The organism is Pseudomonas sp. GW823-FHT02C02 (assembly GCF_058797635.1).
Genome location: NZ_JBXAJV010000004.1, coordinates 251,801 through 278,793, shown reverse-complemented (window position 1 = coordinate 278,793; position 26,993 = coordinate 251,801). Strand labels below are relative to the sequence as shown.

Annotated in this window: 24 protein-coding genes and 2 pseudogenes; 15 read left to right on the top strand and 11 right to left on the bottom strand. The window is 60.7% G+C overall.

Annotated elements, in window-relative coordinates; genetic code table 11:
* Positions 1 to 3: 3 nt before the first annotated feature.
* The 15 genes and pseudogenes from AC1ROI_RS08950 to AC1ROI_RS08880 form a co-directional block, all read left to right on the top strand.
* Positions 4 to 1,476 carry a purine-cytosine permease family protein gene (locus AC1ROI_RS08950; protein ID WP_010464523.1) on the top strand — a complete coding sequence of 491 codons (1,473 nt, stop codon included), beginning with the start codon at positions 4 to 6 and terminating at the stop codon, positions 1,474 to 1,476.
* A gap of 69 nt (positions 1,477 to 1,545) precedes the next feature.
* Entirely contained in the window at positions 1,546 to 2,514 is a 969-nt protein-coding gene (locus AC1ROI_RS08945) for an ABC transporter substrate-binding protein (protein ID WP_010464521.1), read from the top strand.
* Positions 2,515 to 2,584: 70 nt separating this feature from the next.
* Positions 2,585 to 3,436 (top strand): ABC transporter permease, encoded by an 852-nt coding sequence (locus tag AC1ROI_RS08940; protein ID WP_010464518.1) that lies wholly within the window; start codon positions 2,585 to 2,587, stop codon positions 3,434 to 3,436.
* Positions 3,433 to 4,263 carry a quaternary amine ABC transporter ATP-binding protein gene (locus AC1ROI_RS08935; RefSeq protein WP_010464516.1) on the top strand — a complete coding sequence of 277 codons (831 nt, stop codon included), beginning with the start codon at positions 3,433 to 3,435 and terminating at the stop codon, positions 4,261 to 4,263. Before AC1ROI_RS08940 ends, AC1ROI_RS08935 begins: the two co-directional genes overlap by 4 nt.
* 167 nt (positions 4,264 to 4,430) lie before the next feature.
* Complete coding sequence (hutH, locus tag AC1ROI_RS08930) at positions 4,431 to 5,954, top strand: histidine ammonia-lyase (protein WP_102593470.1); 1,524 nt, start codon at positions 4,431 to 4,433, stop codon at positions 5,952 to 5,954.
* Between the two features lie 120 nt (positions 5,955 to 6,074).
* Positions 6,075 to 7,607, top strand: a complete 1,533-nt coding sequence (hutH, locus tag AC1ROI_RS08925; RefSeq protein ID WP_102593471.1) for a histidine ammonia-lyase — start codon at positions 6,075 to 6,077, stop codon at positions 7,605 to 7,607.
* Positions 7,608 to 7,739: 132 nt separating this feature from the next.
* Positions 7,740 to 8,945: an imidazolonepropionase gene (hutI, locus tag AC1ROI_RS08920; protein ID WP_102593472.1), complete on the top strand. Its 1,206-nt coding sequence runs from the start codon at positions 7,740 to 7,742 to the stop codon at positions 8,943 to 8,945.
* A gap of 10 nt (positions 8,946 to 8,955) precedes the next feature.
* A complete protein-coding gene (hutG, locus tag AC1ROI_RS08915) occupies positions 8,956 to 9,759 on the top strand; it encodes an N-formylglutamate deformylase (protein ID WP_102593473.1) in 804 nt (267 codons plus the stop codon).
* A 310-nt stretch (positions 9,760 to 10,069) separates the two neighbouring features.
* Positions 10,070 to 11,026, top strand: a complete 957-nt coding sequence (locus AC1ROI_RS08910; protein WP_077747605.1) for a choline ABC transporter substrate-binding protein — start codon at positions 10,070 to 10,072, stop codon at positions 11,024 to 11,026.
* A 137-nt stretch (positions 11,027 to 11,163) separates the two neighbouring features.
* On the top strand, positions 11,164 to 12,081 hold the full coding sequence (locus tag AC1ROI_RS08905) for an alpha/beta hydrolase (protein WP_102593474.1): 918 nt from the start codon (positions 11,164 to 11,166) through the stop codon (positions 12,079 to 12,081).
* A gap of 105 nt (positions 12,082 to 12,186) precedes the next feature.
* Positions 12,187 to 13,158, top strand: a complete 972-nt coding sequence (gene pip / locus AC1ROI_RS08900; protein WP_010464501.1) for a prolyl aminopeptidase — start codon at positions 12,187 to 12,189, stop codon at positions 13,156 to 13,158.
* Entirely contained in the window at positions 13,155 to 13,592 is a 438-nt protein-coding gene (dtd, locus tag AC1ROI_RS08895; RefSeq protein WP_010464499.1) for a D-aminoacyl-tRNA deacylase, read from the top strand. Before pip ends, dtd begins: the two co-directional genes overlap by 4 nt.
* A gap of 276 nt (positions 13,593 to 13,868) precedes the next feature.
* Entirely contained in the window at positions 13,869 to 15,698 is a 1,830-nt protein-coding gene (locus tag AC1ROI_RS08890) for a glucan biosynthesis protein (RefSeq protein ID WP_102593475.1), read from the top strand.
* Positions 15,691 to 18,261 (top strand): glucans biosynthesis glucosyltransferase MdoH, encoded by a 2,571-nt coding sequence (gene mdoH / locus AC1ROI_RS08885; RefSeq protein WP_010464496.1) that lies wholly within the window; start codon positions 15,691 to 15,693, stop codon positions 18,259 to 18,261. The genes AC1ROI_RS08890 and mdoH overlap by 8 nt, the downstream gene beginning before the upstream one ends.
* Positions 18,262 to 18,345: 84 nt before the next feature.
* Positions 18,346 to 18,513, top strand: a pseudogene (locus tag AC1ROI_RS08880) (peptide ABC transporter ATP-binding protein); the annotation flags it as partial.
* A 126-nt stretch (positions 18,514 to 18,639) separates the two neighbouring features.
* On the opposite strand, the gene AC1ROI_RS08875 reads toward AC1ROI_RS08880, so the two are convergent.
* The 11 genes and pseudogenes from AC1ROI_RS08875 to ubiE all read right to left on the bottom strand — a co-directional run bounded on the left by AC1ROI_RS08875 (position 18,640) and on the right by ubiE (position 26,868).
* Positions 18,640 to 19,344: a methyl-accepting chemotaxis protein gene (locus AC1ROI_RS08875; RefSeq protein WP_371918554.1), complete on the bottom strand. Its 705-nt coding sequence runs from the start codon at positions 19,342 to 19,344 to the stop codon at positions 18,640 to 18,642.
* Positions 19,345 to 19,545: 201 nt separating this feature from the next.
* Positions 19,546 to 20,427: pseudogene (locus AC1ROI_RS08870) on the bottom strand (methyl-accepting chemotaxis protein); the annotation flags it as partial.
* 367 nt (positions 20,428 to 20,794) lie between these two features.
* A complete protein-coding gene (locus AC1ROI_RS08865) occupies positions 20,795 to 21,502 on the bottom strand; it encodes a 16S rRNA (uracil(1498)-N(3))-methyltransferase (RefSeq protein ID WP_010464490.1) in 708 nt (235 codons plus the stop codon).
* Complete coding sequence (tatC, locus tag AC1ROI_RS08860; RefSeq protein ID WP_010464487.1) at positions 21,499 to 22,305, bottom strand: twin-arginine translocase subunit TatC; 807 nt, start codon at positions 22,303 to 22,305, stop codon at positions 21,499 to 21,501. The genes AC1ROI_RS08865 and tatC overlap by 4 nt, the downstream gene beginning before the upstream one ends.
* Positions 22,302 to 22,751, bottom strand: coding sequence for a Sec-independent protein translocase protein TatB (gene tatB, locus AC1ROI_RS08855; RefSeq protein WP_077747609.1), 450 nt, complete (start codon positions 22,749 to 22,751; stop codon positions 22,302 to 22,304). The genes tatC and tatB overlap by 4 nt, the downstream gene beginning before the upstream one ends.
* Positions 22,752 to 22,761: 10 nt before the next feature.
* Complete coding sequence (locus tag AC1ROI_RS08850; RefSeq protein WP_010464483.1) at positions 22,762 to 23,040, bottom strand: twin-arginine translocase TatA/TatE family subunit; 279 nt, start codon at positions 23,038 to 23,040, stop codon at positions 22,762 to 22,764.
* Positions 23,041 to 23,065: 25 nt separating this feature from the next.
* Complete coding sequence (locus AC1ROI_RS08845) at positions 23,066 to 23,398, bottom strand: phosphoribosyl-ATP diphosphatase (RefSeq protein ID WP_008047820.1); 333 nt, start codon at positions 23,396 to 23,398, stop codon at positions 23,066 to 23,068.
* A complete protein-coding gene (gene hisI, locus AC1ROI_RS08840) occupies positions 23,391 to 23,792 on the bottom strand; it encodes a phosphoribosyl-AMP cyclohydrolase (protein WP_010464478.1) in 402 nt (133 codons plus the stop codon). Before hisI ends, AC1ROI_RS08845 begins: the two co-directional genes overlap by 8 nt.
* Before the next feature lie 81 nt (positions 23,793 to 23,873).
* Complete coding sequence (gene ubiB / locus AC1ROI_RS08835) at positions 23,874 to 25,478, bottom strand: ubiquinone biosynthesis regulatory protein kinase UbiB (RefSeq protein WP_010464476.1); 1,605 nt, start codon at positions 25,476 to 25,478, stop codon at positions 23,874 to 23,876.
* Positions 25,475 to 26,098 (bottom strand): ubiquinone biosynthesis accessory factor UbiJ, encoded by a 624-nt coding sequence (locus tag AC1ROI_RS08830; protein WP_010464473.1) that lies wholly within the window; start codon positions 26,096 to 26,098, stop codon positions 25,475 to 25,477. Before AC1ROI_RS08830 ends, ubiB begins: the two co-directional genes overlap by 4 nt.
* On the bottom strand, positions 26,098 to 26,868 hold the full coding sequence (gene ubiE, locus AC1ROI_RS08825; protein ID WP_007948968.1) for a bifunctional demethylmenaquinone methyltransferase/2-methoxy-6-polyprenyl-1,4-benzoquinol methylase UbiE: 771 nt from the start codon (positions 26,866 to 26,868) through the stop codon (positions 26,098 to 26,100). The genes AC1ROI_RS08830 and ubiE overlap by 1 nt, the downstream gene beginning before the upstream one ends.
* Between the last annotated feature and the right edge of the window lie 125 nt (positions 26,869 to 26,993).

Genomic DNA, 26,993 nt, shown 5'->3' with positions numbered 1-26,993 from the left:
ACAATGGCTGTTAATGACGATCGTGCAGGCAGTAAACCGTTGATCGAGACACGTTCGATCGACTACATCCCGGAAGCGGAAAGACACGGTCGTCTGTTAAGCCAGTTCACCCTGTGGATGGGTGCCAACCTGCAGATCACCGCGATTGTCACCGGGGCGCTCGCCGTGGTGCTGGGCGGTGATGTGTTCTGGTCGCTGATCGGTCTGCTGATCGGTCAACTGCTGGGCGGTGGCGTGATGGCGTTGCATGCAGCGCAAGGGCCAAAACTTGGCCTGCCGCAGATGATCTCCAGCCGCGTACAGTTCGGCGTTTATGGTGCGGCCATCCCAATCGTGCTGGTCTGCCTGATGTACCTGGGCTTCACCGCAACGGGAACCGTGCTTTCCGGCCAGGCGCTGGGCCAGTTGTTTGGCGTCAGCGACAGCGTCGGCATCCTCATCTTCGCCAGTGTCATCGTGCTGGTCACGGTGCTCGGTTATCGGGTGATTCATTTCATCGGCCGTGTCGCCAGCGTCATCGGCGTGATTGCCTTTGTTTATCTGTTCAGTCGTCTGATGAGCCAGACTGATGTGGGTGCACTCCTGCAAATCCGCCACTTCAGCTGGAGCAGCTTCCTGCTTGCGGTGTCCCTCGCGGCATCCTGGCAGATCGCCTTCGGTCCTTACGTGGCTGACTACTCGCGCTACCTGCCGAGCAAGACTTCCTCGGTGAAAACCTTTTTCGCCGCTGGCGCGGGTTCGGTGATTGGTGCACAGGTGGCGATGATCCTCGGCGTGTTTGCCGCCGCTTCGGCCAACGGACAATTCGCCGGCCACGAAGTGGCCTATATCGTGGGTCTGGGCGGCACCGGTGCCACCGCTGCGCTGCTGTATTTCAGCATCGCGTTCGGCAAGGTCACCATCTCCACGCTGAACTCCTACGGCAGCTTCATGTGCATTGCGACCATCATCAGCGGTTTCCGCGGTCACCTGCAGGTATCGCGCTTGCAACGTCTGGTGTTCGTGCTGTTCATCGTCGGTACCGCCACCCTGATCGCGTTGCTCGGTCAGCACTCGTTCCTCGGTGCGTTCAAGTCCTTCATCCTGTTCCTGCTGGCGTTCTTTACGCCATGGAGTGCGATCAACCTGGTGGACTACTACTGCATCACTCGCGAGCGCTATGACGTGCCGGCGCTGGCCGATCCGAAGGGTCGCTATGGCCGTTGGAACCCACTCGGCATCAGCATCTATGTCTTCGGTGTGCTGGTACAACTGCCGTTCATCGCCACCAAGTTCTATACCGGTCCGCTGGTGGAAACCCTGGGTGGTGTGGATATTTCCTGGATCATCGGTCTGGTGCTTCCCGCAGCCCTGTACTACGTCTGTGCGAAAAAATGGCACGGCTCGGTACCCGATCACCTGATTCTGCCGGTTGAGCAGGACAGCGTTGTACAACAAAAAACAAGTGGGGCTGGTCGCGCTGCGGCGCAGGCCTGATTGGACGTGGACAGGGCTGGATGCCTCTTGACTGCCGTAAGCCAATTCATGATTAGGAGCGTCACTACAATGAAATCGAACAAGACCCTGCTGACCACATTGCTGTCCATGGGCCTGCTCGCCAGCGCCGGCGCCACTCAGGCTGCCGGTTGGTGCGAGTCGGGCAAACCGGTGAAGTTCGCCGGCCTGAACTGGGAAAGCGGCATGCTGCTGACCGACGTGATGCAAATCGTGTTGGAGAAGGGCTACGACTGTAAGACCGACAGCCTGCCGGGCAACTCCATCACCATGGAAAACGCCCTGAGCAGCAACGACATTCAAGTGTTTGCCGAAGAGTGGGTTGGCCGCAGCGAAGTCTGGAACAAGGCCGAGAAGGCCGGCAAGGTTGTCGGTGTCGGCGCTCCGGTCGTTGGCGCAATCGAAGGCTGGTACGTGCCGCGCTACGTGATCGAAGGCGACGCCAAGCGCAAGCTGGAGCCCAAGGCCCCGGACCTGAAAGCAATCGCCGACCTGGGTAAATACGCCGCCGTGTTCAAGGACCAGGAAGAGCCTTCCAAGGGCCGTTTCTACAACTGCCCGGCCGGCTGGACCTGTGAACTCGACAACAGCGAAATGCTGAAAAGCTACGGCCTGGAAAGCACCTACACCAACTTCCGTCCGGGCACCGGCCCGGCGCTGGATGCTGCGGTGCTGTCGAGCTACAAGCGTGGCGAGCCGATCCTGTTCTACTACTGGTCGCCCACCCCGCTGATGGGCCAGGTTGACTTGGTCAAACTTGAAGAGAAACCAGGCGTGAACAAGGAAGTGACCATCAAGGTCGGCCTGTCCAAGACGTTCCACGAGCAAGCCCCGGAACTAGTGGCGGTGCTGGAAAAGGTCAACCTGCCGATCGACCTGCTCAACCAGAACCTCGGGCGCATGGCCAAAGAGCGGATCGAGTCGCCAAAACTGGCCAAGATCTTCTTGAAGGAACATCCTGAAGTCTGGCACGCATGGGTAAGCGAAGACGCAGCCAAGAAAATCGACGCGGCCTTGTAGGTTGAGCCTCTCCGACTGTCGGCAACGGCAGTCGGGTGCTTGATCGCAACCCCTTGATTGAGAGTCTCTTATGTTTCCCGAAAGCTTTACCTTTTCCATCGCCGACTGGGTCAACGGTTGGGTCGATTCGCTGGTCACCAACTACGGCGATGTGTTCCGGCATATCTCCGACACCCTGTTGTGGGCCATCGTCAATCTTGAAGGGTTGCTGCGTGCGGCGCCCTGGTGGCTGATGCTGGCCATCGTGGCGGGCGTTGCCTGGCACGCGACTCGTAAAGTGGTGACCACGGCAGTCATCGTCGGCCTGCTGTTCCTGGTGGGTGCGGTCGGCCTCTGGGACAAGCTAATGCAGACCCTGGCGCTGATGATGGTGGCCACGGTCATTTCGGTGTTGATCGGCATCCCGCTGGGCATTCTCTCGGCACGCAGCAATCGCCTGCGTTCGGTGCTGATGCCGTTGCTGGACATCATGCAGACCATGCCGAGTTTCGTGTACCTGATCCCGGTGCTGATGCTGTTCGGCCTGGGCAAGGTGCCGGCGATTTTCGCTACCGTGATCTACGCCGCGCCACCGCTGATCCGCCTGACCGACCTGGGCATCCGCCAGGTGGACGGTGAAGTGATGGAAGCGATCAACGCCTTCGGTGCCAACCGCTGGCAACAATTGTTTGGCGTGCAACTGCCGCTGGCCCTGCCGAGCATCATGGCCGGGATCAACCAGACCACCATGATGGCCCTGTCGATGGTGGTGATTGCCTCGATGATTGGCGCCCGTGGCTTGGGTGAAGACGTGTTAGTGGGGATTCAGACCCTCAACGTCGGACGTGGCCTGGAAGCCGGTCTGGCGATCGTGATTCTGGCAGTGGTCATCGACCGCATTACTCAGGCGTATGGTCGGCCACGGCATGAGGTGAGCAAATGAACGACGCAACCGTGAGCAAAATCGAAGTCAAAAACGTCTTCAAGATTTTCGGCAACCGCTCCAAGGACGCGCTGGGCATGATTGGCCAGGGCAAAACCAAGGATCAGGTGCTGGCCGAAACCGGCTGCGTGGTCGGCGTGAACGACTTGTCGTTGAGCATCGGCACCGGCGAAATCTTCGTGATCATGGGCCTTTCGGGTTCCGGCAAATCGACCCTGGTGCGCCACTTCAACCGCCTGATCGACCCCACCAGCGGCGCGATCCTGGTGGACGGCGTGGACATCCTGCAATACGACATGGAAGCCCTGCGCGAATTTCGCCGGCACAAGATCAGCATGGTGTTCCAGAGCTTCGGCCTGCTGCCGCACAAGACCGTGATCGACAATGTCGCCTACGGCCTGAAAGTGCGTGGCGAGAGCAAGCAAATGTGCTCCGAGCGTGCGCTGCACTGGATCAATACCGTGGGCCTGAAAGGCTACGAAAACAAATACCCGCACCAGCTCTCGGGCGGCATGCGTCAGCGTGTTGGCCTGGCTCGCGCCCTGGCGGCAGACACCGACATCATCCTGATGGACGAGGCCTTCAGTGCGCTCGATCCGTTGATCCGCGCGGAGATGCAGGACCAGTTGCTGGAACTGCAAAAGACCCTGCACAAGACCATCGTCTTTATCACCCACGACCTCGATGAGGCCGTGCGCATAGGTAACCGCATCGCGATCCTCAAGGACGGCCGCCTGATTCAGGTGGGCACGCCGAGAGAGATCCTGCATTCGCCGGCGGATGAGTATGTGGACCGGTTCGTCCAGCGTCGGGCGGCGGTGGTTTAAAGGTTTGCGGCGGTTGTGCTGACCCCTTCGCGGGCAAGCCTCGCTCCTACAGGTTTTGTGTCGTTCCTGCATTGGACGGCAAACCTGAATCCTGTAGGAGCGAGGCTTGCCCGCGAAGAGGCCGGTAGAGCCGCAACAATATTCAGGTTTTACGCAAGAGGTCAAAGATGTCCCAGGCTGAAAAAATCGTTATCGCCGACGCCCCGTTGCGTTGGCAGGATGTGGTTGCCGTCGCCCGTCATGGCGCTCAGCTTGAGCTGTCGGCCCAGGCCTGGGCGCGGATCGAGAATGCCCAGGCGATCGTTCAGCGCATCGTCGCCAGCGGCGAGCGAGCGTATGGCGTCAACACGGGCCTGGGTGCGTTGTGCAACGTCTCGCTCAAAGACGAACAACTGAGCCAGTTGTCGCGCAACACCTTGCTCAGCCACGCTTGTGGCGTTGGCGCTCCGCTGGCCGACGAGCAGACCCGTGCAATTCTCTGCGCAGCGATCCTGAATTACAGCCATGGCAAATCCGGCATTCATCGCCGGGTGGTCGAAGCCCTCCTGGCACTGCTCAATCGCGGCATCACCCCGCAAGTGCCGTCCCAGGGTTCGGTCGGTTACCTGACCCACATGGCCCATATCAGCATCGCGCTGTTGGGTGTCGGCAATGTCAGTTATCGCGGGCAGATCGTTACCGCCCAGCAAGCCCTGGCCGAAGAAGGTCTGCAACCGGTTCAGTTGGGTGCCAAAGATGGCTTGTGCCTGGTCAACGGCACGCCGTGCATGTCCGGCCTCAGCTGTCTGGCGATTGCCGATGCGACGCGTCTGGTGCAATGGGCCGACGTGATCGGCGCCATGAGCTTCGAAGCCCAGCGTGGCCAGATCGCGGCGTTCGATGCCGAGATCATCGCGCTCAAAGCGCATCCGGGCATGCAGCAGGTCGGCATCAATCTGCGAGCGTTGCTGGATGGCAGTGAAGTGATTGCATCGAGCAAAGGCATTCGCACGCAGGATGCGCTGAGCATCCGTTCAATCCCGCAAGTCCACGGTGCTGCACGGGATCAACTGGCGCACGCGATCCGCCAGATCGAAACCGAACTCAACGGCTGCACCGACAACCCGTTGCTGCTGGGTACGCCAGACAACTTCCGTGTCATGTCCCAAGCCAACCCGCATGGCCAATCGGTCGCGCTGGCGGCGGACTTGCTGGCCATCGCCATGGCCGAAATCGGCTCCATCGCCGAGCGTCGCCTGGACCGCTTGATCAACCCGCACGTCAGCGGCCTGCCAGCGTTTCTGGTGGCCAACCCCGGGGTGAACTCCGGGATGATGATTGTCCAGTACGTCGCCGCGTCGCTGTGCGCGGAAAATCGCCAATTGGCGCAACCGGCCGTGCTCGACAACTACGTTACCTCGGGCTTGCAGGAAGACCACTTGAGCATGGGTACCAACGCGGCGCTGAAGCTGCATCGTGCCTTGGAAAACTGCACGCAGATCCTCGCCATCGAGTACCTGCTGGCGGCCCAGGCGTTTGAATTTCTCAAGGAACAGCGTTTTGGCGCAGGCACCGATGCCGCTTGGCGTCTGCTGCGTGAACGCGTCCCGGCCTACGACCAGGACCGCTGGCTGGCGCCGGACATCGCCGCCGCTGCCGGCGTGTTGAAAGATCCGATTTTGCTGCATAAGGCTTTGCCGAACCTCAACTGATTCCTACATCAAACCAGCGTGCCAAGGCGCCAGCCCCCCACGAGGCGGGAAGCGACGGACAACGGACATTTCCGGAGCGTCTGGTTAGTTAACAAAAAGACTCTCAAAAGGAGAATAAAAGTGACTGCGCTAAATTTGATTCCCGGCCAACTGAGCCTTGCCCAACTGCGTGATATCTATCAGCAGCCGGTCAAAATCACCCTCGACAACAGTGCATCAAAGCAGATCGAAGCCAGCGTTGCCTGCGTGGAACAGATCCTCGCCGAGAACCGCACCGCCTACGGCATCAACACCGGTTTTGGCCTGCTGGCTTCGACCCGCATCGCCAGCGAAGACCTGGAAAACCTGCAGCGCTCGCTGGTGCTGTCCCATGCCGCCGGTGTCGGCGAGCCGATCAGCGACGCGCTGGTGCGGTTGGTCATGGTGCTCAAGGTCAACAGCCTGAGCCGTGGTTTCTCCGGCATTCGCCGCGTCGTGATTGACGCGTTGATCGCACTGATCAACGCCGAGGTTTACCCGCACATTCCATTGAAAGGTTCAGTCGGTGCGTCCGGCGATTTGGCGCCTTTGGCGCACATGTCCCTGGTGTTGCTGGGTGAAGGCAAGGCCCGCTACAAAGGCGAGTGGATGGAAGCGACTGAAGCACTGAAAGTCGCCGGCCTGACGCCGCTGACCCTGGCGGCGAAAGAAGGCCTGGCGCTGCTCAACGGCACTCAGGTGTCGACCGCTTATGCGCTGCGCGGTCTGTTCGAAGGCGAAGATCTGTTCGCCGGTGCCGTGGCGATTGGTGCCCTGACGGTCGAAGCCGTGCTGGGTTCGCGTTCGCCGTTCGACGCACGCATCCACGCCGCCCGTGGCCAGAAAGGCCAGATCGACGCCGCTGCCGCCTACCGTGATCTGCTGGGCGAGCGCAGTGAAGTGTCCGACTCGCACCAGAACTGCGAAAAGGTCCAGGACCCGTACTCCCTGCGCTGCCAGCCGCAAGTCATGGGCGCCTGCCTGACTCAGTTCCGTCAGGCGGCCGAAGTGCTGGCCGTCGAAGCCAACGCCGTTTCCGATAACCCTCTGGTCTTCGCCGCTGAAGGCGACGTGATCTCCGGCGGTAACTTCCACGCCGAACCGGTGGCCATGGCCGCTGACAACATGGCCCTGGCTATCGCTGAAATCGGTTCCCTGAGCGAACGTCGCATCTCGCTGATGATGGACAAGCACATGTCGCAACTGCCGCCGTTCCTGGTGGCCAATGGCGGGGTGAACTCCGGTTTCATGATCGCCCAGGTGACTGCGGCGGCACTGGCTAGCGAGAACAAGGCGTTGTCCCATCCGCATTCGGTGGACAGCCTGCCGACTTCCGCGAACCAGGAAGATCACGTATCGATGGCACCGGCTGCCGGCAAGCGCTTGTGGGAAATGGCTGAAAACACGCGCGGTGTGTTGGCGGTGGAATGGTTGGCGGCGGTTCAGGGGCTGGATTTGCGTGAAGGTCTGAAGACTTCGGCGAAGCTGGAAAACGCCCGTGGGATTCTGCGTAAAGAAGTGCCGTTCTATGAGAAGGACCGCTTCTTTGCGCCGGACATCAATGCGGCGACTGAGTTGTTGGCCACGCGTTGCCTGAATGAACTGGTGACGGCCAGGGTTTTGCCGAGCCTTTAACCCCCACCCACCGATCGTTCCCACGCTCTGCGTGGGAATGCCGCTCGTGACGCTTCGCGTCACTGGACGCAGAGCGTCCCTAGAGGCATTCCCACGTGGAGCTTGGGAACGATCAAAGACGAGGAACTCGGGATGAAAACTCTCTGGCAACACTGCCACGTCGCAACCATGGCGCAAGGCGTCTACTCGATCATCGAGGATGCGGCCATCGTGACGTCCGGTGCGCACATTGAGTGGGTCGGCCCGCGCAGTGAGCTGCCGTCGGGTGAGTACCCGGCGGTCAATGATTTGAAAGGGGCCTGGGTCACCCCGGGCCTGATCGACTGCCACACCCACACGGTGTTCGGCGGTAACCGCAGCGGTGAATTCGAACAGCGCCTGAAAGGTGTCAGCTACGCGGAAATTGCAGCAGCCGGTGGCGGCATCGCCAGCACCGTGCGCGCCACCCGTGCAGCGACCGAAGATGAGCTGTTCGCCAGCGCCGCCAAGCGTCTGAAAAGCCTGATGCGCGACGGCGTGACCACGGTCGAAATGAAATCCGGCTACGGCCTCGACCTGGCCAGTGAACGCAAGATCCTGCGAGTCATCCGTCGTCTCGGCGCCGAACTGCCGGTCAGCGTGCGCAGCACGTGCCTCGCCGCTCATGCGTTGCCACCGGAATATGCGGATCGCGCCGACGACTACATCGATCACATCTGCGCTGAAATGCTCCCGGCCCTGGCCGCCGAAGGGTTGGTGGATGCGGTGGACGCGTTCTGCGAATACCTGGCCTTTTCGCCGGCACAGGTCGAGCGGGTGTTCATCACCGCACAAGAACTGGGTCTGCCGGTGAAGCTGCACGCCGAGCAATTGTCGTCGCTGCACGGTTCGAGCCTGGCGGCGCGTTACCACGCTCTGTCGGCCGATCACCTGGAATTCATGACCGAAGACGACGCCATCGCCATGGCCAGATCCGGCACCGTCGCGGTGCTGCTACCCGGTGCGTTTTACTTCCTGCGTGAAACCCAGTTGCCACCGATGGATGCCCTGCGCAAACACGGCGTGAAAATCGCCATCGCCAGCGACCTCAACCCCGGCACGTCACCGGCGCTGTCGTTGCGCTTGATGCTGAACATGGCCTGCACCTGTTTCCGCATGACCCCGGAAGAAGCCTTGGCGGGCGCGACCATTCATGCCGCCACCGCGCTGGGCATGGCTGACACTCACGGTTCGCTGGAAGCCGGCAAGGTCGCGGATTTCGTCGCCTGGCAAATCGATCGTCCCGCCGATCTGTCGTACTGGCTGGGCGGTGACCTGGAAAAACGCGTCGTGCGTCACGGCGTCGAAACGAGCGTTTAGGAGAGCAGTTGTGGATAAGGTTCTGAACTTCAAACAAGGTCGCGTGCCGCTGCTGATCAGCATGCCCCACGCCGGCCTGCGCCTGACTCCGGCGGTGGAAGCCGGGTTGATCCCCGATGCGCGCAGCCTGCCGGACACGGACTGGCACATTCCACAACTTTATGAGTTCGCTGCCGAACTGGGCGCCAGTACATTGGCTGCCGAGTACTCGCGCTTCGTCATCGACTTGAACCGTCCGTCTGACGACAAGCCGCTGTATGTCGGCGCCACCACCGGTCTGTATCCGGCGACGCTGTTCGACGGTATTCCGTTGTTCCGTGAAGGGATGGAACCGTCGGCGGCGGAACGAGCGACGTATCTGGAGCAGGTGTGGACGCCGTATCACACCACCCTGCAGAACGAACTGGCGCGACTCAAAGCCGAGTTCGGCTACGCGCTGCTGTTCGATGCGCATTCGATCCGCTCGATCATCCCGCACCTGTTCGACGGCAAGCTGCCGGACTTCAACCTCGGCACCTTCAACGGCGCCAGTTGCGATCCACAGTTGGCCACTCAGCTGGAAGCGATCTGCGCCAGGCACACCGATTACAGCCACGTGCTGAACGGTCGCTTCAAGGGCGGCCACATCACCCGGCATTACGGCAACCCGGCCGAAAACATTCATGCGGTGCAACTGGAACTAGGGCAGTGCACGTACATGGAAGAGTTTGAGCCGTTTCGCTATCGCCCGGACCTCGCGGCGCCGACGCAGGGTGTGCTCAAGGAATTGCTGCAAGGCCTGCTGGCCTGGGGCCAAAAGCACTACAACGCATAACCCTGTGGGAGCGCGCTTTTGTGGCGAGGGCGCTTGCTCCCGCTCGGCGGTGAAGCCCTCGTAAACCCGGCGAGTCGGGTGTTCTGATTAAACTCGGTTGAATGGGTTGGGGACTGCTTCGCAACTCAGCGGGAGCAAGCTCCCTCGCCACAGGGTGGGGTTGGTCTCGCTACCTGAGTGGAACGGTCGCCACCGTGCAAATCTCGGTCGCTACAGTTCGCTTTTACCCTCTCCACGCTGCGTAATGTGCTGGTCACGGTGCAAGAAGACACCGGCCCTCACAATAATCTGCCGCACGAGAACGCTCTCTATGACAAGCACCAAAGGTTTGTTCACCCGCTGTCTCTCAATCCTCTGCGGCACCGCTCTTCTGAGCACTAGCGTCCTGGCCAGTGACGACGCGTCCTGCAAGGCCGTGCGCATGGGCGTGGTCAACTGGACCGACGTGATCGCCACCAGCGGCATGGCTGACGTATTGCTCAACGGCCTCGGCTACGAAAGCAAGCAAACCAGCGCCGTGCAGCAAATCATCTTTGCCGGCATCCGCGACAAACGCCTCGATATCTTCCTCGGTTACTGGAAACCGGCGATGGACAAGAACATCGCGCCGTTCCTTGATGCCAAACAAGTGAAGGTCCTGGATAAGCCGAGCCTGGCCGACGCGCAGGCAACGCTCGCGGTGCCTCAGTACGTTGCGGACGCCGGGCTGAAAACCTTCGCCGACATCGCCAAGTTCAAAGACAAGCTCGGCGGCAAGATCTATGGCATCGAGCCCGGCAGTGGCGCCAACACCACGATCAAAACCATGATCGAGACCAATCACTTCGGCTTGAAAGACTTCAAGCTGATCGAGTCCGGTGAGGCCGGCATGCTCGCGGCCGTTCAGCGGGCGGTGAACCGTAAGGAGTTCGTGGTGTTCGTCGGTTGGACCCCGCACCCCATGAACATCAACATGAAAATCGCCTACCTGACCGGCAGCGAAGACGTTTATGGCCCCAACGAAGGCGCAGCGACGGTCTCGACTGTGACGTCCCCGGACTATGCCGAACGTTGCCCGAACGTGAACCGTTTGCTGGAGAACCTGACTTTCACCGCCGCTCAGGAAAGCCAGTTGATGGTGCCGATCATGGAGCGCAAGACGCCTCAGGACGTTGCCCGGCAATGGCTGCGTGATCATCCCGAAGACCTTCAGCGCTGGCTGGCCGGTGTGACCAGCTTTGAGGGCAAGGAGGGCGCGGCGACCGTTTTGGCCAGCTTGAAGCCCTAAACGCAAAACCTGTGGGAGCGAGCCTGTTCGCGAAGACGGAGTGTCAGTCGACATCAATGTTGACTGACACTCCGCTTTCGCGAGCGGGGCTCGCTCTCACAGGGGTTGGCCCCATCTCCTGAACGGGCACCAGACCCATGAAGCCTTACCCGATTTCTGAACAAATGTCGGCATTCGTCGAGAAAACCGTCAGCTTCAACAGCACCGACAGCAGCCTCGACGGTTTGCGCCAGGCCTACAGCGCGATGTGCCGGGCGTTCACTCCGCCACGTCCCGCCGGGCTCTACGTGGTCGATTTCGAGTTGGCCGGCGTGCCGGTGCGGTCTTATCAGCCGCCGGTTTCACCTCCGACCGGCGGTGGACCGTGCATCGTGTATCTGCATGGCGGTGGTTGGGTGGTAGGGGATCTGGAATCCCACGATTTCATCTGCGCCGAACTGGCGTCGACACTCGGCGTACTGGTGATCGCGGTCGATTACCGATTGGCACCGGAACATCCTTTTCCGGCGGCGTTCAATGATTGCCTGGGTGTCTGGCGCGCGCTGCGAAGCGGACCTTTTCGGCTTGATCCCGGACGAACGCTGGTGGCGGGGGACAGCGCCGGTGGCAATCTGGCTGCTGCGTTGTGTCTGGCGCTGCGGGATGCGGGCGAGCCGGTCCCGGCGGCGCAGGTCTTGATCTATCCGGGGCTGGGCGGTGATCGCTCGTTGCCGTCGCGCAGCGAATGCATCGACGCGCCATTGCTCGCCAGCAGTGATGTGGATTGTTATCACGCCCTGTACTTGCGCGGCACCCGACAGCCGGGCGCCTATGCGATGCCGTTGCTCGCCGGACACTTCGGCGGGCTGCCGCCGGCATTGATTGCCGTGGCGCAATTCGACCCGCTGCGCGATGACGGCGTGCTCTATGCCGAGCATCTCCAGGCCGCGGGTGTGCCCACCACGCTTTACTATGGAGAAGGGCTGGTTCATGGCTGTTTGCGGGCCCGGGGCCAGGTCGCCGAGGTCGACTTGCTGTATGAAACGCTGCTCGGGTTTTTGGCTGACAGGTTATGACGCTGCAAGGGGCATGCTCATTGGCGTAATTCGGGTTTATGATGCCGGACGGCAGAATAATAGAAGTCCCCCCAGGGATGACCTCGACCCCTTACGGAGCGCGCAATGCAGACTTTGTACCCGCAGATCAAACCCCACGCCCGGCACGATCTGGCCGTCGATGAAACTCACACCCTGTATGTCGACGAAAGCGGTTCACCGGAAGGTTTGCCGGTGGTGTTCATCCACGGCGGCCCCGGTGCCGGGTGTGATGCCCAGAGTCGACGGTACTTTGATCCGAACATGTACCGCATCGTGACCTTCGACCAGCGCGGTTGCGGGCGCTCCACGCCCCACGCCAGTCTTGAAAACAACACCACCTGGGATCTGGTCGCCGACCTTGAGCGCATTCGCAAACACCTGGGCATCGAAAAATGGGTGCTGTTTGGCGGCTCTTGGGGCTCGACCCTGGCGCTGGCCTACGCGCAAACCCACCCGGAGCGTGTACACGGTCTGATCCTGCGCGGGATTTTTCTCTGCCGGCCGCAGGAAATCGAGTGGTTCTACCAGTGTGGCGCCAGCCGTCTGTTCCCTGATTACTGGCAGGACTATGTCGCGCCGATTCCATTGGATGAGCGCGGCGACTTGCTCAGCGCTTTCCACAAGCGCCTGACCGGCAACGATCAGATCGCCCAGATGCATGCGGCCAAGGCCTGGTCCACCTGGGAAGGCCGGACCGCGACCTTGCGTCCGAATCCGCTGGTGGTCGATCGCTTCTCCGAGCCGCAGCGCGCATTGTCCATCGCACGTATCGAATGTCACTACTTCACCAACAATGCCTTCCTCGAGCCGAACCAGCTGATTCGCGACATGGGCAAGATCGCCCATTTGCCTGGCGTGATCGTCCACGGTCGTTATGACGTGATCTGCCCACTGGACAACGCCTGGGAACTGCATCAGGCCTGGCCGAACAGTGAACTCCAGGTGATCCGCGACGCCGGCCACGCCGCGTCCGAGCCGGGCATCACCGATGCACTGGTGCGTGCCGCCGGGCAGATGGCTCGCCGCCTGCTCGACCTGCCGCCCGAAGAAGCATGAAAGGCCTGCTGCAACGCGTGCATGGCGCGCGAGTCGAGGTAGCGGGGGAGGTGGTGGGGGCGGTCGATCAGGGATTATTGGTGCTGGTGGCGGTAGAGCCCGAGGATACTCGTGCCAGCGCCGACAAACTTCTGCATAAACTGCTTAACTATCGAGTATTCAGTGACGCCGAGGGCAAGATGAATCTGTCTTTGGCGGATGTAGGCGGCGGGTTGCTGCTGGTCTCGCAGTTCACCCTGGCCGCAGACACCAAGAGCGGGTTGCGCCCGAGTTTTTCGACCGCTGCCCCTCCAGCCCTGGGCGAGGAGCTTTTCGACTATTTATTAAGCAAAGCGAAACAGGTGCATGGCACTGTGGCATCAGGTAGATTCGGCGCGGATATGCAGGTGCACCTGGTCAACGATGGCCCGGTCACCTTCCTGTTACAGACGTGAAAGCACTTGAAACATGTTTTTCAGGGCTTTTCGACTGAAAACAGGGGTTTTTCGCGATAAATACTTTGTTACCCCTGATGCGTTGTAACGCGGCCTACTAGATAATCGCGCGCTACGGGGATCAGCGTTCGTTGGTCCATTTTGACTTAGGTAGAGACTTGTCCGAGACCTGTTGGGGAATCATTTAGCCCCATAGGAGTCGGAACAATGCTCGCCAACCTGGCATATAGATAGCTGGCCGTTGGTTTTTTGATCTGTTTTCGGCGAGGGTTGCTCGTGATTGTTAGTCCCTGTAATGCACCAAAATTGACTGCCAAACGGTTCCGAAGCGCTCTGGTAGCGGGCTCAGCACTGCTCTGCCTGCTCAGCGCCGGCCAGATTTGGGCATTCAATCTGGAGGATGTATCGGTCAAGGCGAAAGAGCTGGCCGGACAAAAATACGAAGCCCCGCGCAGTAACCTGCCGAACGAATTCCGCGAAATGAAATTCGCGGACTATCAAAAAATTCGTTTCCGCACTGAAAAAGCCGAGTGGGCCGATCAGAAAACCCCGTTCAAGCTTTCGTTCTATCACCAGGGCATGCACTTCGACACGCCGGTGAAAATCAACGAAATCACGGCTAACACCGTCGAAGAGATCAAATACGACCCAACTCGTTTCGATTTCGGCGATGTGAAGTTCGATCCTAAAGCTACCGAACAACTGGGTTATGCCGGTTTCCGAGTGCTTTACCCGATCAACAAGGCCGACAAGCAAGACGAAATCATGACCATGCTCGGCGCGAGCTACTTCCGCGTTGTCGGCAAGGGTCACACCTATGGCTTGTCCGCTCGCGGCATGGCCATCGATACCGCATTACCGTCCGGCGAAGAATTCCCGCGCTTCACCGAATTCTGGATTCAACGGCCAAAACCGGGTGACAAACACCTGGTGATCTTCGCGCTGCTGGATTCGCCACGTGCCACCGGTGCTTATCGTCTGACCCTGCGTCCTGGCAGCGACACCATTGTCGACGTCAAGGCCCGCATGTTCCTGCGTGACAAGGTCACCAAGCTCGGCGTTGCGCCGCTGACCAGCATGTTCCTGTTCGGCGCCAACCAGCCGTCGAAAGTGCTGAACTACCGTCGTGAACTGCACGATTCCAGCGGTCTGTCGATTCATGCCGGCAACGGCGAATGGATCTGGCGTCCACTGAATAATCCAAAACACTTGGCCGTGAGCAACTACTCGATCGAAAACCCGCGTGGTTTCGGCTTGCTGCAACGTGGCCGCGACTTCAGCCACTATGAAGACCTCGACGACCGCTACGACAAGCGCCCAAGTGCCTGGATCGAACCAAAAGGCGATTGGGGCAAGGGTTCCGTCGATCTGGTAGAGATTCCGACTGCCGACGAAACCAACGACAATATCGTTGCGTTCTGGAGCCCGGAAAAGCTGCCTGAGCCTGGTCAGCCGCTGGACGTCGCCTATCGCATGCACTGGACCATCGACGAAGCAGCCCTTCACGCACCGGACAGCGCCTGGGTCCAACAGACCCTGCGTTCCACGGGTGACGTGAAACAGTCCAACCTGATCCGTCAGCCGGATGGCAGCGTTGCCTATCTGGTGGACTTCGAAGGTCCGTCCCTGGCAGCACTGCCGGAAACCGCGGACGTTCGCAGCCAGGTCAGCGTGGGCGACAATGCCGAGCTGGTCGAAAACAGCGTGCGTTACAACCCTGAAACCAAGGGCTGGCGCCTGACCCTGCGGATGAAAATCAAGGATCCGGGCAAGCCTACCGAGATGCGTGCGGCACTGGTCGAGAACATCGTGCCGGGCGACCTCTCCAAGAACTCGCTGCCAGTCTCCAACTCTTCGGTTGCCAAGGCCGATAAAGTGGCCGCCAAGCAACAAGAGAAGGCGGACAAGGAAGCCAAGGACGCCAAGCAAGCCGAAGCCAAGCAGGCTGACGCCAAGCCAGTTGCCGATACCAAGGAAAAGGACAAGGACAACAAAGACGCCAAGCAGCCTGTTGCTGCGGACGCGGCCCCAGCCACACCGGAATCGGCAGCGACGCAAGAAGTCCTGACCGAGACCTGGAGCTACCAGTTGCCTGCCGATGAGTAATTCTCAACTACAGCCAGAGACTCTTGCCGAGTATCTGGCGCATCTACCGATGACCGACCAGCAGCGCGCGGAACTCGCGGGCTGCCAGTCCTTCAGCGAATTGCACCAACGCCTGTCGTCTTCGACGTTCGACGCTCCGACCGAGGCTGCCCAAGCCTCGGTGGGCCGTCGCCTGACCCTGAGCACTGCTGAAGAACTGGAAGAAGCGGAAATGCTGGCGGTCGACGCCAGTGGTCGGGTTTGCCTCAAGGCCACCCCGCCGATCCGTCGGACCAAAGTCGTGCCGGAGCCGTGGCGCACCAACATTCTGGTGCGTGGCTGGCGGCGTCTGACCGGTCGCACCAATCCCCCGGCCCCGCCGAAGGACGAGAATGTGCTGCCGGCGGCTCGCTGGCGCACCGTCGGTTCGATCCGCCGTTACATTCTGCTGGTCCTGATGCTTGGCCAGACCATCGTCGCCGGCTGGTACATGAAAGGCATCATGCCGTACCAGGGCTGGTCGTTCGTCGACCTGAACGAGGTTCTGCACCAACCGATCCTGAAAACCGTCACGCAAGTGCTGCCGTATGCGCTGCAAACCAGCATTCTGATTCTGTTCGGGATTCTGTTCTGCTGGGTGTCAGCCGGTTTCTGGACGGCGCTGATGGGCTTCCTCGAATTGCTCACTGGCCACGACAAATACCGGATCTCCGGTAAAAGCGCCGGCAACGAGCCGATTGCCAAGGACGCGCGCACTGCACTGGTGATGCCGATCTGCAACGAAGACGTGCCACGGGTGTTTGCCGGTTTGCGTGCGACCTTCGAGTCGGTTGCAGCCACGGGTGACCTGGATCGCTTCGACTTCTTCGTCCTCAGTGACAGTAATGACGCGGACATCTGCGTGGCCGAGCAGCAAGCCTGGCTGGACGTCTGCCGTGAAGCCAAGGGTTTCGGCAAGATTTTCTATCGCCGTCGTCGCCGTCGTGTGAAACGTAAAAGCGGCAACCTCGACGACTTCTGCCGTCGCTGGGGCGGTGACTACAAGTACATGGTCGTGCTCGACGCGGACTCCGTGATGAGCGGTGACTGCCTGACCAGCCTGGTGCGCTTGATGGAAGCCACGCCGGACGCCGGGATCATCCAGACCGCGCCGCGTGCGTCGGGCATGGACACCCTTTATGCGCGTATGCAGCAGTTTGCTACCCGCGTGTACGGTCCGTTGTTCACCGCCGGCCTGCACTTCTGGCAGTTGGGTGAATCCCACTACTGGGGCCACAACGCGATCATCCGCATGAAGCCGTTCATCGAGCACTGCGCCTTGGCGCCGTTGCCGGGTAAAGGTGCTTTTGCCGGTGCGATTCTGTCCCACGACTTCGTCGAAGCTGCGCTGATGCGCCGTGCCGGCTGGGGCGTGTGGATTGCCTACGATTTGCCGGGCAGCTACGAAGAACTGCCGCCGAACCTGCTGGACGAACTCAAGCGTGACCGTCGCTGGTGCCACGGTAACCTGATGAACTTCCGCCTGTTCCTGGTCAAGGGCATGCACCCGGTTCACCGTGCGGTATTCCTGACCGGCGTGATGTCTTACCTGTCGGCGCCGTTATGGTTCTTCTTCCTGGTGTTGTCGACGGCGCTGCTGGCGGTCAACACCTTGATGGAACCGCAGTACTTCCTTGAGCCGCGTCAGCTCTATCCGCTGTGGCCGCAATGGCACCCGGACAAAGCAATTGCGCTGTTCTCGACGACGATTGTGCTGTTGTTCCTGCCGAAGCTGTTGAGCATCATCCTGATCTGGGCCAAGGGCGCGAAAGAGTTCGGTGGCAAGTTCAAGGTGACCTTGTCGATGCTGCTGGAGATGCTGTTCTCCATGCTGCTGGCGCCGGTGCGGATGATTTTCCACACCCGTTTCGTCCTCGCCGCGTTCCTCGGCTGGGCCGCGACCTGGAATTCGCCACAACGTGACGACGACTCCACGCCATGGAGCGAAGCGGTCAAGCGCCACGGTCCGCAAACCTTGCTGGGCTTCTTCTGGGCCCTGCTGGTGGTCTGGCTGAACCCGAGCTTCCTGTGGTGGCTGGTGCCGATCGTCGGTTCGTTGATGCTGTCGATCCCGGTATCGGTGATTTCCAGTCGTGTCGGCCTGGGCCTCAAGTCCCGTGACGAAAGCCTGTTCCTGATCCCTGAGGAATACAATCCGCCGCAGGCGTTGCTGGCAACCGATCAGTACACCCACGAAAACCGTTGGCATGCACTGAACGACGGTTTCATCCGTGCGGTGGTCGATCCACAGCAGAACGCCTTGGCGTGCTCGCTGGCGACCTCGCGTCACGGTCAGGCCGAGCCGATCGAATGGTTGCGCATCGAGCGGGTGCGTCACGCATTGAAAGTCGGGCCTGACGGCCTGAACAACAATGAGCGTGTGCAATTGCTGAGCGACCCGGTGGCATTGGCTCGCTTGCATGAGCAGATCTGGAATGAAGGCCATCCCGAGTGGCTGGCGGCCTGGCGCAAATCGGTGAAAGCCGATCCCCATGCGCCGCTGCTACCGCTCAAACCACTGAGTGCGCAGCCTCAGTTGGCCTGACGAGAAACCCCGCGAAAGCGGGGTTTTTTTTGCGCTGCTGATCGTTAGAGCAACAATTCCTGCTTAAACCCTTATGCAAACGGAGGCATGACCATGGTCTGCGTCACCCACGAGATGGGCTTTGCACGGGAAGTCGCGGATCGAGTGCTGTTCTTCGATCACGGCAAATTGCTGGAAGATGCCTCGCCGGCCGAGTTCTTCGATGCGCCGAAGGATCCGCGGGCGCAGGCCTTCTTGTGCCAGGTTTTGTAGCTTTAGCGCCTGTCGTGACGCCTTCGCGGGCAAGCCTCGCGCCTACAGTATTGTGTCGTGGCTCAATCGAGCGATACGCAAAGTCCTGTAGGCGCGAGGCTTGCCCGCGAAGGCATCACCTCGGTTTCAAACCTTGAACCTGCCCACCAGCATCTGCAGATGCGTCCCAAGGCGCGCCAGCTCGACGCTGGACGCCGCGGTCTCTTCACTGGCTGCCGAGGTCTGCTCGGACACATCGCGCACGTTCAGCACGCTCCGGTTGATCTCCTCGGCCACTGCGGTTTGCTGCTCGGCAGCGGCGGCAATCTGCTGGTTCATCGACTGAATCGCCGACACCGTGCGGGTGATGCTTTCCAGCGAGCTACCGGCGCGGCGGGTCAGTTCGACGCTGCTGTCGGTCAGGCTGCGGCTGTTGTCCATGATGGTCGCCACTTGCTGGGTGCCGGTTTGCAGGCCGACGATCAGCTCTTCGATTTCCTCGGTGGACTTCTGAGTGCGCTGGGCCAGGCTGCGCACCTCGTCGGCGACCACCGCGAAACCACGTCCGGCCTCACCGGCACGGGCGGCTTCAATCGCGGCGTTGAGGGCCAAAAGGTTGGTTTGTTGGGCCACGGACTTGATCACGTCCAGCACGCTGCCGATCTTGTCGCTCTCGCGTTTCAGATCACCCATGGCCGCTGTGGAATTGCCGACCTCAAGGGCCAGGCGCTCGATCTGAGCGATGGCCTCTCCGACCACTTTGTCACCTTCGCGGGCCTGCTGATCGGCGGCGACGGCGGCTTCGGAGGCTTCTTCGGCGTTTCGCGCGACTTCCTGCACGGTGGCCGTCATTTCGTTCATCGCCGTGGCCACCTGATCGGTCTCGACCTTCTGGCTGTTGACCCCGGCGCTGGTCTGTTCGGTGACGGCGGACAGTTCTTCGGCGGCGCTGGCGATTTGCGTTACGCCATCGCTGATACCGCCGATCAGTTCGCGCAGGCCCAGAGTCATGTTCTGCATGGCACGCTGGAGCTGGCCCAATTCGTCGCGACGTTCGGAAACAAGGTTTTGCGTCAGGTCACCAGCCGCCACGCGTTCGGCGACTTTGAGGGTCTGGTTCAGCGGAACCACGATCTGGCGAGTGATCGCCCATGCCGCCAGCAAGCCAAACGCCAGGGCCAGAACGGTAGCCATCAGCAGCAGGTTCTTGGCGTGTGCGGCGTCGGTGTCGCGGACGATGGTTTGTGACACGGTGAGTTTTTTGCTGACGTCGAGCAAGATATCGCCTTGCGCGGCCATGCGCTTGAGGGCGGCGGCGCTGGCCACTTGCGAGTCGCGGAACTGGCTGACGGCGGCGCGATAGGCCTTGAGCGAATCGCTGGCCTGCTGCAGGTTGGCAATGTGCTGTTCCGGCAGTTTGGAGGGCAGGCTTTCGAGGTTCTTCAGAGCGTTGTCGATGGCGTCCAGTGCAGGTTGCTCGGCCTCGGTCTTGCCGCTGTAGGTGTAGCCGCGCACCTGGAAGCGTGCCTGCTGAATCAGTTTGCTCAGGTCGATCACGCTGTTGAAGTCGGCGACGCTGTCGCCTTGCAGCATGGACTTTTCGACTTCAGCGACGCGGGCCACGGCGTTATCGGCGGTCGCGCCCAGTTTGCTGCGGGCGTCTTCGCGGTTGGCGCCGGCCTGGGTCATCGCGATGAAGGCTTGCTTGTACTGGCTGACGGCGGCCAATTGCTGGTCGATCATCGCCGCATCAGCAGGCTGTTCGATCAATTTGCGTGCGGTTTGCAGGCCCGTGTCGAGTTGGCTCAACAGATCGTTGACGGCGCCCGGGCCTTGTTCGCCTCGGCGCATTTCGTAGTCCAGACGGGCCAGGCGCAGGTCTTTGGTCTGGTCGTTGAGGCTGGCAATGAACCCCAGCTTGTCGCCCCGGCTCATCACGCCCGTCAGGCCGGTCCAGGCGGTGAAGGTGATCAGCAGCGTCAGCAGCAGCACCAGACCGAAACCGATCCCCAGTTTGCGATTGACGCTTACGTTTCCCAGACTCTCGGTTAGCCAACGGTACATGCTGCTACTCCCTCGGACTACAAATTGGTTTTATGGGAGCTGTATCGGCCGGCGGCCGGGAATCTGTAGGTGCAGCGCGGTATTCAGGTCGAGTAAATCCCTGTGGCGAGGGAGCTTGCTCCCGTTCGGCGGCGAAGCAGTCGCAAATCAGGCTGAGATGGTTTTGCAGGAATAAAGCGGTGGCCGCGGCGCGCCCAAACGGGAGCAAGCTCCCTCGCCACAGTGACCGTGCTTGATCTTAAAAGAGGCGGGCGAGCAGGGCGGTGACGGCGGTTTCGACGCGCAGGATGCGCTCGCCGAGTTGTACCGGTTGCAGGCCAGACTTGGCCAGCAGGTCGATTTCGTAAGGGATCCAGCCACCTTCGGGGCCGATGGCCAGGGTCACCGGTTCATTCAGGCCGCGAGGGCAGGGCGGGTAATTGCCCGGGTGACCCACCAGGCCGAGGGTGCCTTGAGAAATGGCCGGCAGCCGATCTTCGACGAACGGCTTGAAGCGCTTCTCGATGACGATTTCCGGCAGCACGCTGTCCCGGGCCTGTTCCAGGCCGAGGATCAATTGCTCGCGAATCGCTTCAGGTTCCAGAAACGGCGTCTGCCAGAAGCTCTTCTCGACGCGATAGCTGTTCACCAGGATGATTCGTGGCACACCCATGGCCGCCACGGTCTGAAACACCCTGCGCAGCATTTTCGGCCGTGGCAGGGCCAATATCAGTGTCAGGGGCAGCTTGGTCGGCGGCGGCTGGTCAAGGGTGACGCGCAATTCGGCTTCATCAGCGTCCAGGCGCAGAACTTCGGCCGCACCCATCAGGCCGCCGATACGCCCGACGCGCATGCTGTCACCCACTTCACAGCGGTGGACTTCCTGCATGTGCGTCAACCGGCGATCACGCAGGATCACCCGGTCGGCCGCAATGAAATCGGCCTCTTCGAGGAGCAGCAGGTTCACGGCTGGGTCGCTGGCGGCTGGTCGTTGTGATCGTCTGCCGGCTGGTTGTCCGGCTGATCGTCTGGATGATCGCCGCGCTTGCTGATCAGACCGCCGAACAGGATGCCGATCTCGAACAGCAGCCACATCGGTACAGCCAACAGCGTCTGCGAGAAGATGTCCGGTGGTGTCAGGATCATGCCGACCACGAAGCAGCCGATGATCACGTAGGGGCGGATTTTCTTCAGGTATTTGACGTCGACCACGCCGATCCATACCAGCAGCACCACAGCCACCGGGATCTCGAACGCCACGCCGAAGGCAAAGAATAGCGTCATGACGAAGTCGAGGTAGCTGCTGATGTCAGTCATCATTTCCACGCCGGCCGGGGTGGCGGCGGCGAAGAATTTGAAGATCAGCGGGAACACCAGGTAATAGGCGAATGCCATGCCGGCATAGAACAGCATGATGCTGGACACCAGCAACGGCACGGCGATGCGCTTCTCATGCTTGTACAGGCCCGGCGCGATGAAGCCCCAGATCTGATGCAGGATCACCGGGATTGCCAGGAACAGCGAGACCATCATGGTCAGCTTCAATGGCGTCAGGAACGGCGACGACACGTCGGTGGCGATCATCGTTGCGCCCACGGGCAAATACTGGCGCAGCGGCGTCGAAACGAAGGTATAGATCTGCTGGGTGAAGGCGAACAACCCGGCGAAGATGATGAAGATCGCCGCTACGCAACGCAGCAGGCGGGTACGCAACTCGGTGAGGTGCGAAACCAGCGGCATGTGCTGGTCGTTTTCAGGAAGATCGCTCATGGGGCTCGCGGCGCCAGTGTTGGGTCATGAGGGGCCGGCGCAACAGGCGCAGCCGCAGGCGTGGCAGGTTCAACCGGTGGCGTTGCAACAACGGGTGCAGGTGCTTCTACGGCGACGACAGGTGCTGGCTCGGCGGCGGGGGCATGAATCGTTTGCTCCGCGATCGGTTCAACAGGCTGAACGGGCGTGGCCTCCTGCTGGGTCGGCGTGAAAATCTTCCGCGCCTCCTGTTCCAGCGACAGGATGTGCTCGTTGTGCAGTTGCCGACGAATCTCGTCGGCACCGATTTCACGTTCAACTTCCTGTTTGATCGCGTTGAAGCTGCGCTTCAGGCGACCGACCCACAGGCCGGCGGTGCGCGCAGCGCCCGGCAGGCGCTCGGGGCCCAGCACTAGCAGGGCGACGAGGCCGACGAGCAGCAGTTCAGAGAAGCTGATACCAAACATTAGTCAGTGCTCACACGTCTTTGCGGATCGGCTCTTCGACTTTTTGCGCCTGCACGTCGATGGTGTGCGGCTGGTTCACGGACTGCGTGGTCTGTGGCTGAACAGGTGGAACCGGTTGCGCCGGAGTCACGGTAGGATCGGCCGGTTTCTCGTCATCGTTCATGGCTTTCTTGAAACCCTTGATCGACTCGCCCACGTCTGTACCGAGGTTTTTCAGTTTCTTGGTGCCGAACACCAGCACGACAACAACCAGGATGACGATCCAGTGTTTCCAGTCAAAAATGCCCATGTTGCTGCTCCTCTCTAATAGTTGTTCAGGCGGACGGGCGCGAGGCTTTCTCGGCGTGTCCGGACAGACCGAAACGACGGTCCAGTTCATCGAGTACAGCCTGTGGATGCTGCCCCAGTTGGGCGAGCATGACCATGCTGTGGAACCACAGGTCGGCGGTCTCGTAGATCACATCGCTGCAGTCGCCGCTGATGGCGGCATCCTTGGCGGCAATGATGGTTTCGACCGACTCTTCGCCGACTTTTTCCAGAATCTTGTTCAAGCCCTTGTGGTACAGGCTGGCGACATACGAGCTGTCAGCGGCAGCGCCTTTGCGCTCTTCCAGCACCTCGGCCAGACGGGTCAGGGTGTCACTCATGGCTGTGTCCTGCGGAATAAATGGCGTGCGGGTCCTTGAGCACGGGATCGACGGTTTTCCAGTCGCCGTTCTCGAAGACGCGGTAGAAGCAGCTCTGCCGACCGGTATGGCAAGCAATGTCGCCGATCTGCTCGACCATCAGGATGATCACGTCGGCGTCACAGTCCAGGCGCATCTCATGCAGCGTTTGCACGTGGCCGGACTCCTCGCCCTTGCGCCACAGCTTGCCACGGGAACGTGACCAGTAAATGGCACGGTTCTCGGCAGCGCTCAGTTCCAGTGATTCGCGGTTCATCCAGGCCATCATCAGGACGCGCCCGGTCTTGTGATCCTGGGCAATCGCCGGCACCAGGCCGTCTGCGTCCCACTTGATCTCGTCCAGCCAGTTTTTCATCTTCGACTCCGACAGCGGGTTCCACACTTCATGAGCAGAACCCAAGCGTTCAAACAGTGTGCCAGCGTGCGGGGGCGCTGGCTATCGGCGAACGACCAGATACAAACCGACGGCCACCATGATTCCGGCCGGCCAATGACCCATATCGCTCAATGGCCCGCCGGCCAGCAGAATGGCGCCGCCCGCCAGGTGAGCGCAGCCGAGCAGGCGCAGGAACCAGTCGTCCTTGCGCTTGTGCCACGGTGGCGGCGGATCGTTGGCGTGGGGCTGGGACATGCGTTCGAGCAGGTCACGGGCCATGTTGGCCAGGTGCGGAATCTGTTCGAACTGGCTCTGCACGTTGCCGAGCAAGGCTTTGGGGCTGACGCGCTCACGCATCCAGCGTTCGAGGAATGGCTGGGCGGTGTTCCACAGATCGAGATCCGGGTACAGCTGACGGCCGAGGCCTTCGATGTTCAGCAAGGTTTTTTGCAGCAACACGAGTTGCGGCTGCACTTCCATGTTGAAGCGGCGAGCGGTCTGGAACAGGCGCATCAGCACTTGGCCGAATGAAATATCTTTTAACGGTTTTTCGAAGATCGGCTCGCACACGGTGCGGATCGCTGCCTCGAATTCGTTGAGCTTGGTTTCTGCCGGTACCCAGCCCGAATCGATGTGCAATTGCGCCACACGACGGTAGTCACGCTTGAAGAACGCGAACAGATTACGCGCCAGGTAATCCTGGTCTTCAGGGGTCAGGCTGCCGACGATGCCGCAGTCGATCGCAATGTATTGCGGGCTCCACGGGTTGACGGTGCTGACAAAGATGTTGCCCGGGTGCATGTCGGCGTGGAAGAAACTGTCGCGGAACACTTGGGTGAAGAAGATTTCCACACCCCGTTCGGCGAGCATCTTCATGTCGGTGCGCTGGTCGGCCAGTGTCGCGAGGTCGGTGACCTGAATCCCGTAGATGCGCTCCATTACCAGCACTTTCGGCCGGCACCAGTCCCAATAGACTTGTGGCACATACAGCAGCGGCGAGCCTTCGAAGTTGCGCTTCAACTGGCTGGCATTGGCCGCTTCGCGCAGTAGGTCGAGTTCGTCGTAGATGGTTTTTTCGTAGTCCTGGACCACGTCCACCGGGTGCAGCAAACGTGCATCGGCCGAGAGTTTTTCGGCGGCGCGGGCGAGGATGAACAGCCACGCCAAGTCCTGGGCAATGATCGGTTTCAGGCCCGGGCGTATCACCTTGACCACCACTTCTTCGCCGGTCTTCAGTTGCGCGGCATGCACCTGCGCCACCGAGGCTGAGGCCAGCGGTTCGACGTCGAAACGGCTGAACACTTCACTGATCTTTTTGCCGAGCTGCTCTTCGATCAGGTTGACCGACACTTGCGAGTCGAACGGCGGCACACGGTCCTGCAGCTTCATCAACTCATCGGCGATGTCTTCGGGCAGCAGGTCGCGGCGCGTCGAAAGGATCTGCCCGAACTTGATGAAAATCGGCCCAAGGTCCTGCAACGCCAGGCGCAATCGCGCACCACGGCTCAGGTCCAGCGTCTTGCGCGGGAACCAGCGCCACGGCAAGGCGTAGCGCAGCGCCAGGAGAAACCAGGGCAGCGGCAGGGCGAACAGCAGGTCATCGAGGCGGTAGCGAATCACAACGCGCTGGATGCGCAACAAACGGCGGACGGCAAGCAGCTTCATGCGTTATCGCTTGGGTCGAGGGATCGGGAAAGGCGCTCGAAACGCGCCTCGAGACGTTCCAGATCGAGCTTGATCTGGTCCAGTTCACTGAAACGGGCTTCGGCTTCGCGCTGACCGACGAGGGTGCGCGATTCTTCGGCCAGGTATTCGCCAAGATTCTGATTCAGGCTGGCGAAACCTTGCTGATACCAGCGTGCGCGGCTGCGCAGGTGACCTCCGACCAGTTGCGTGGCGACCGGGCCGAGCCAGCGCGAGAGTTCGTACTCCCAGTCCAGCTCAAGGTCCTGAAGGATCGCCGCCAGCTCCAGCAGCACGCCGCTGTCACCGTCGAGCTCGACTTCAGGGCCATGCAGCACCGAGGTCTTTTCCTTGCTCATCGCCAGTTTCAACAGGCTGGAGGCCGGTGCACGCAACGTGCAGTCAGCGCCGGTTTCCCAGTGGGAAGCGAGCATCAGGCCTTCGTCGCTGGGCAGGATGAACAGTTGCAGCGCCGGGCTGCGGCAGTCGACGGCAATCACCCTGCCGCTCAAATGCGCCAGTCGCGGTAGCGCCGTGCTGTCGAGACGCAGCACCCGGTTCAGACCGAGTTCAACGCTGGCGAGCAGGCCGGCCAGCAACATCAGGGTTTGATGCCGCGGTGCAGGGCGACGATGCCTGCGGTCATGTTGTGGTAGGTCACGCGGTCGAAACCGGCCTCGACCATCATCGACTTCAGGGTTTCCTGATTCGGGTGCATGCGGATCGATTCGGCCAGGTAGCGATAGCTTTCCGAGTCGTTGGTGATCAGCTTGCCCATCAACGGCATGAAGGCGAACGAGTAGGCGTCGTAGGCTTTGGACATCAGCGCATTGGTCGGCTTGGAGAATTCCAGCACCAGCAAACGGCCGCCCGGTTTCAGTACTCGCAGCATCGAGCGCAGGGCGTCTTCTTTATGGGTCACGTTGCGCAGACCGAACGCGATGGTCACGCAGTCAAAATGGTTGTCCGGGAACGGCAGCTTTTCAGCGTCGGCCTGAACGAACTCGACATTGCCGGCCACACCCAGATCCAGCAGGCGGTCACGACCGACCTTGAGCATGGACTCGTTGATGTCGGCCAACACCACCTGGCCGGTCGGGCCAACGAGGTGCGAGAACTTCTTGGTCAGGTCGCCTGTGCCGCCGGCGATGTCCAGCACGCGGTTACCGGTGCGAACACCCGACAGCTCGATCGCAAAACGCTTCCACAGACGGTGCATGCCGCCCGACAGGAGGTCGTTCATCAAGTCGTACTTGGCGGCTACCGAGTGGAAAACCTCAGCGACTTTTTCCGCTTTCTGGCTTTCCGGTACGTTTTTGAAGCCGAAGTGAGTGGTGGGTTCGGCATCGCTGCCTTTGCGCTGATCAGTCATATCGCTGTCACCAAAAGAGAATGCGGGACATTCTAATCCCGGTGGCCTGCTTTGTCTTGGCAAGGCTGAAGGTAAGATAGGCAACCACCGGGACGTTTTGCCGCAGCAGCGGTCAAGATGCTTCA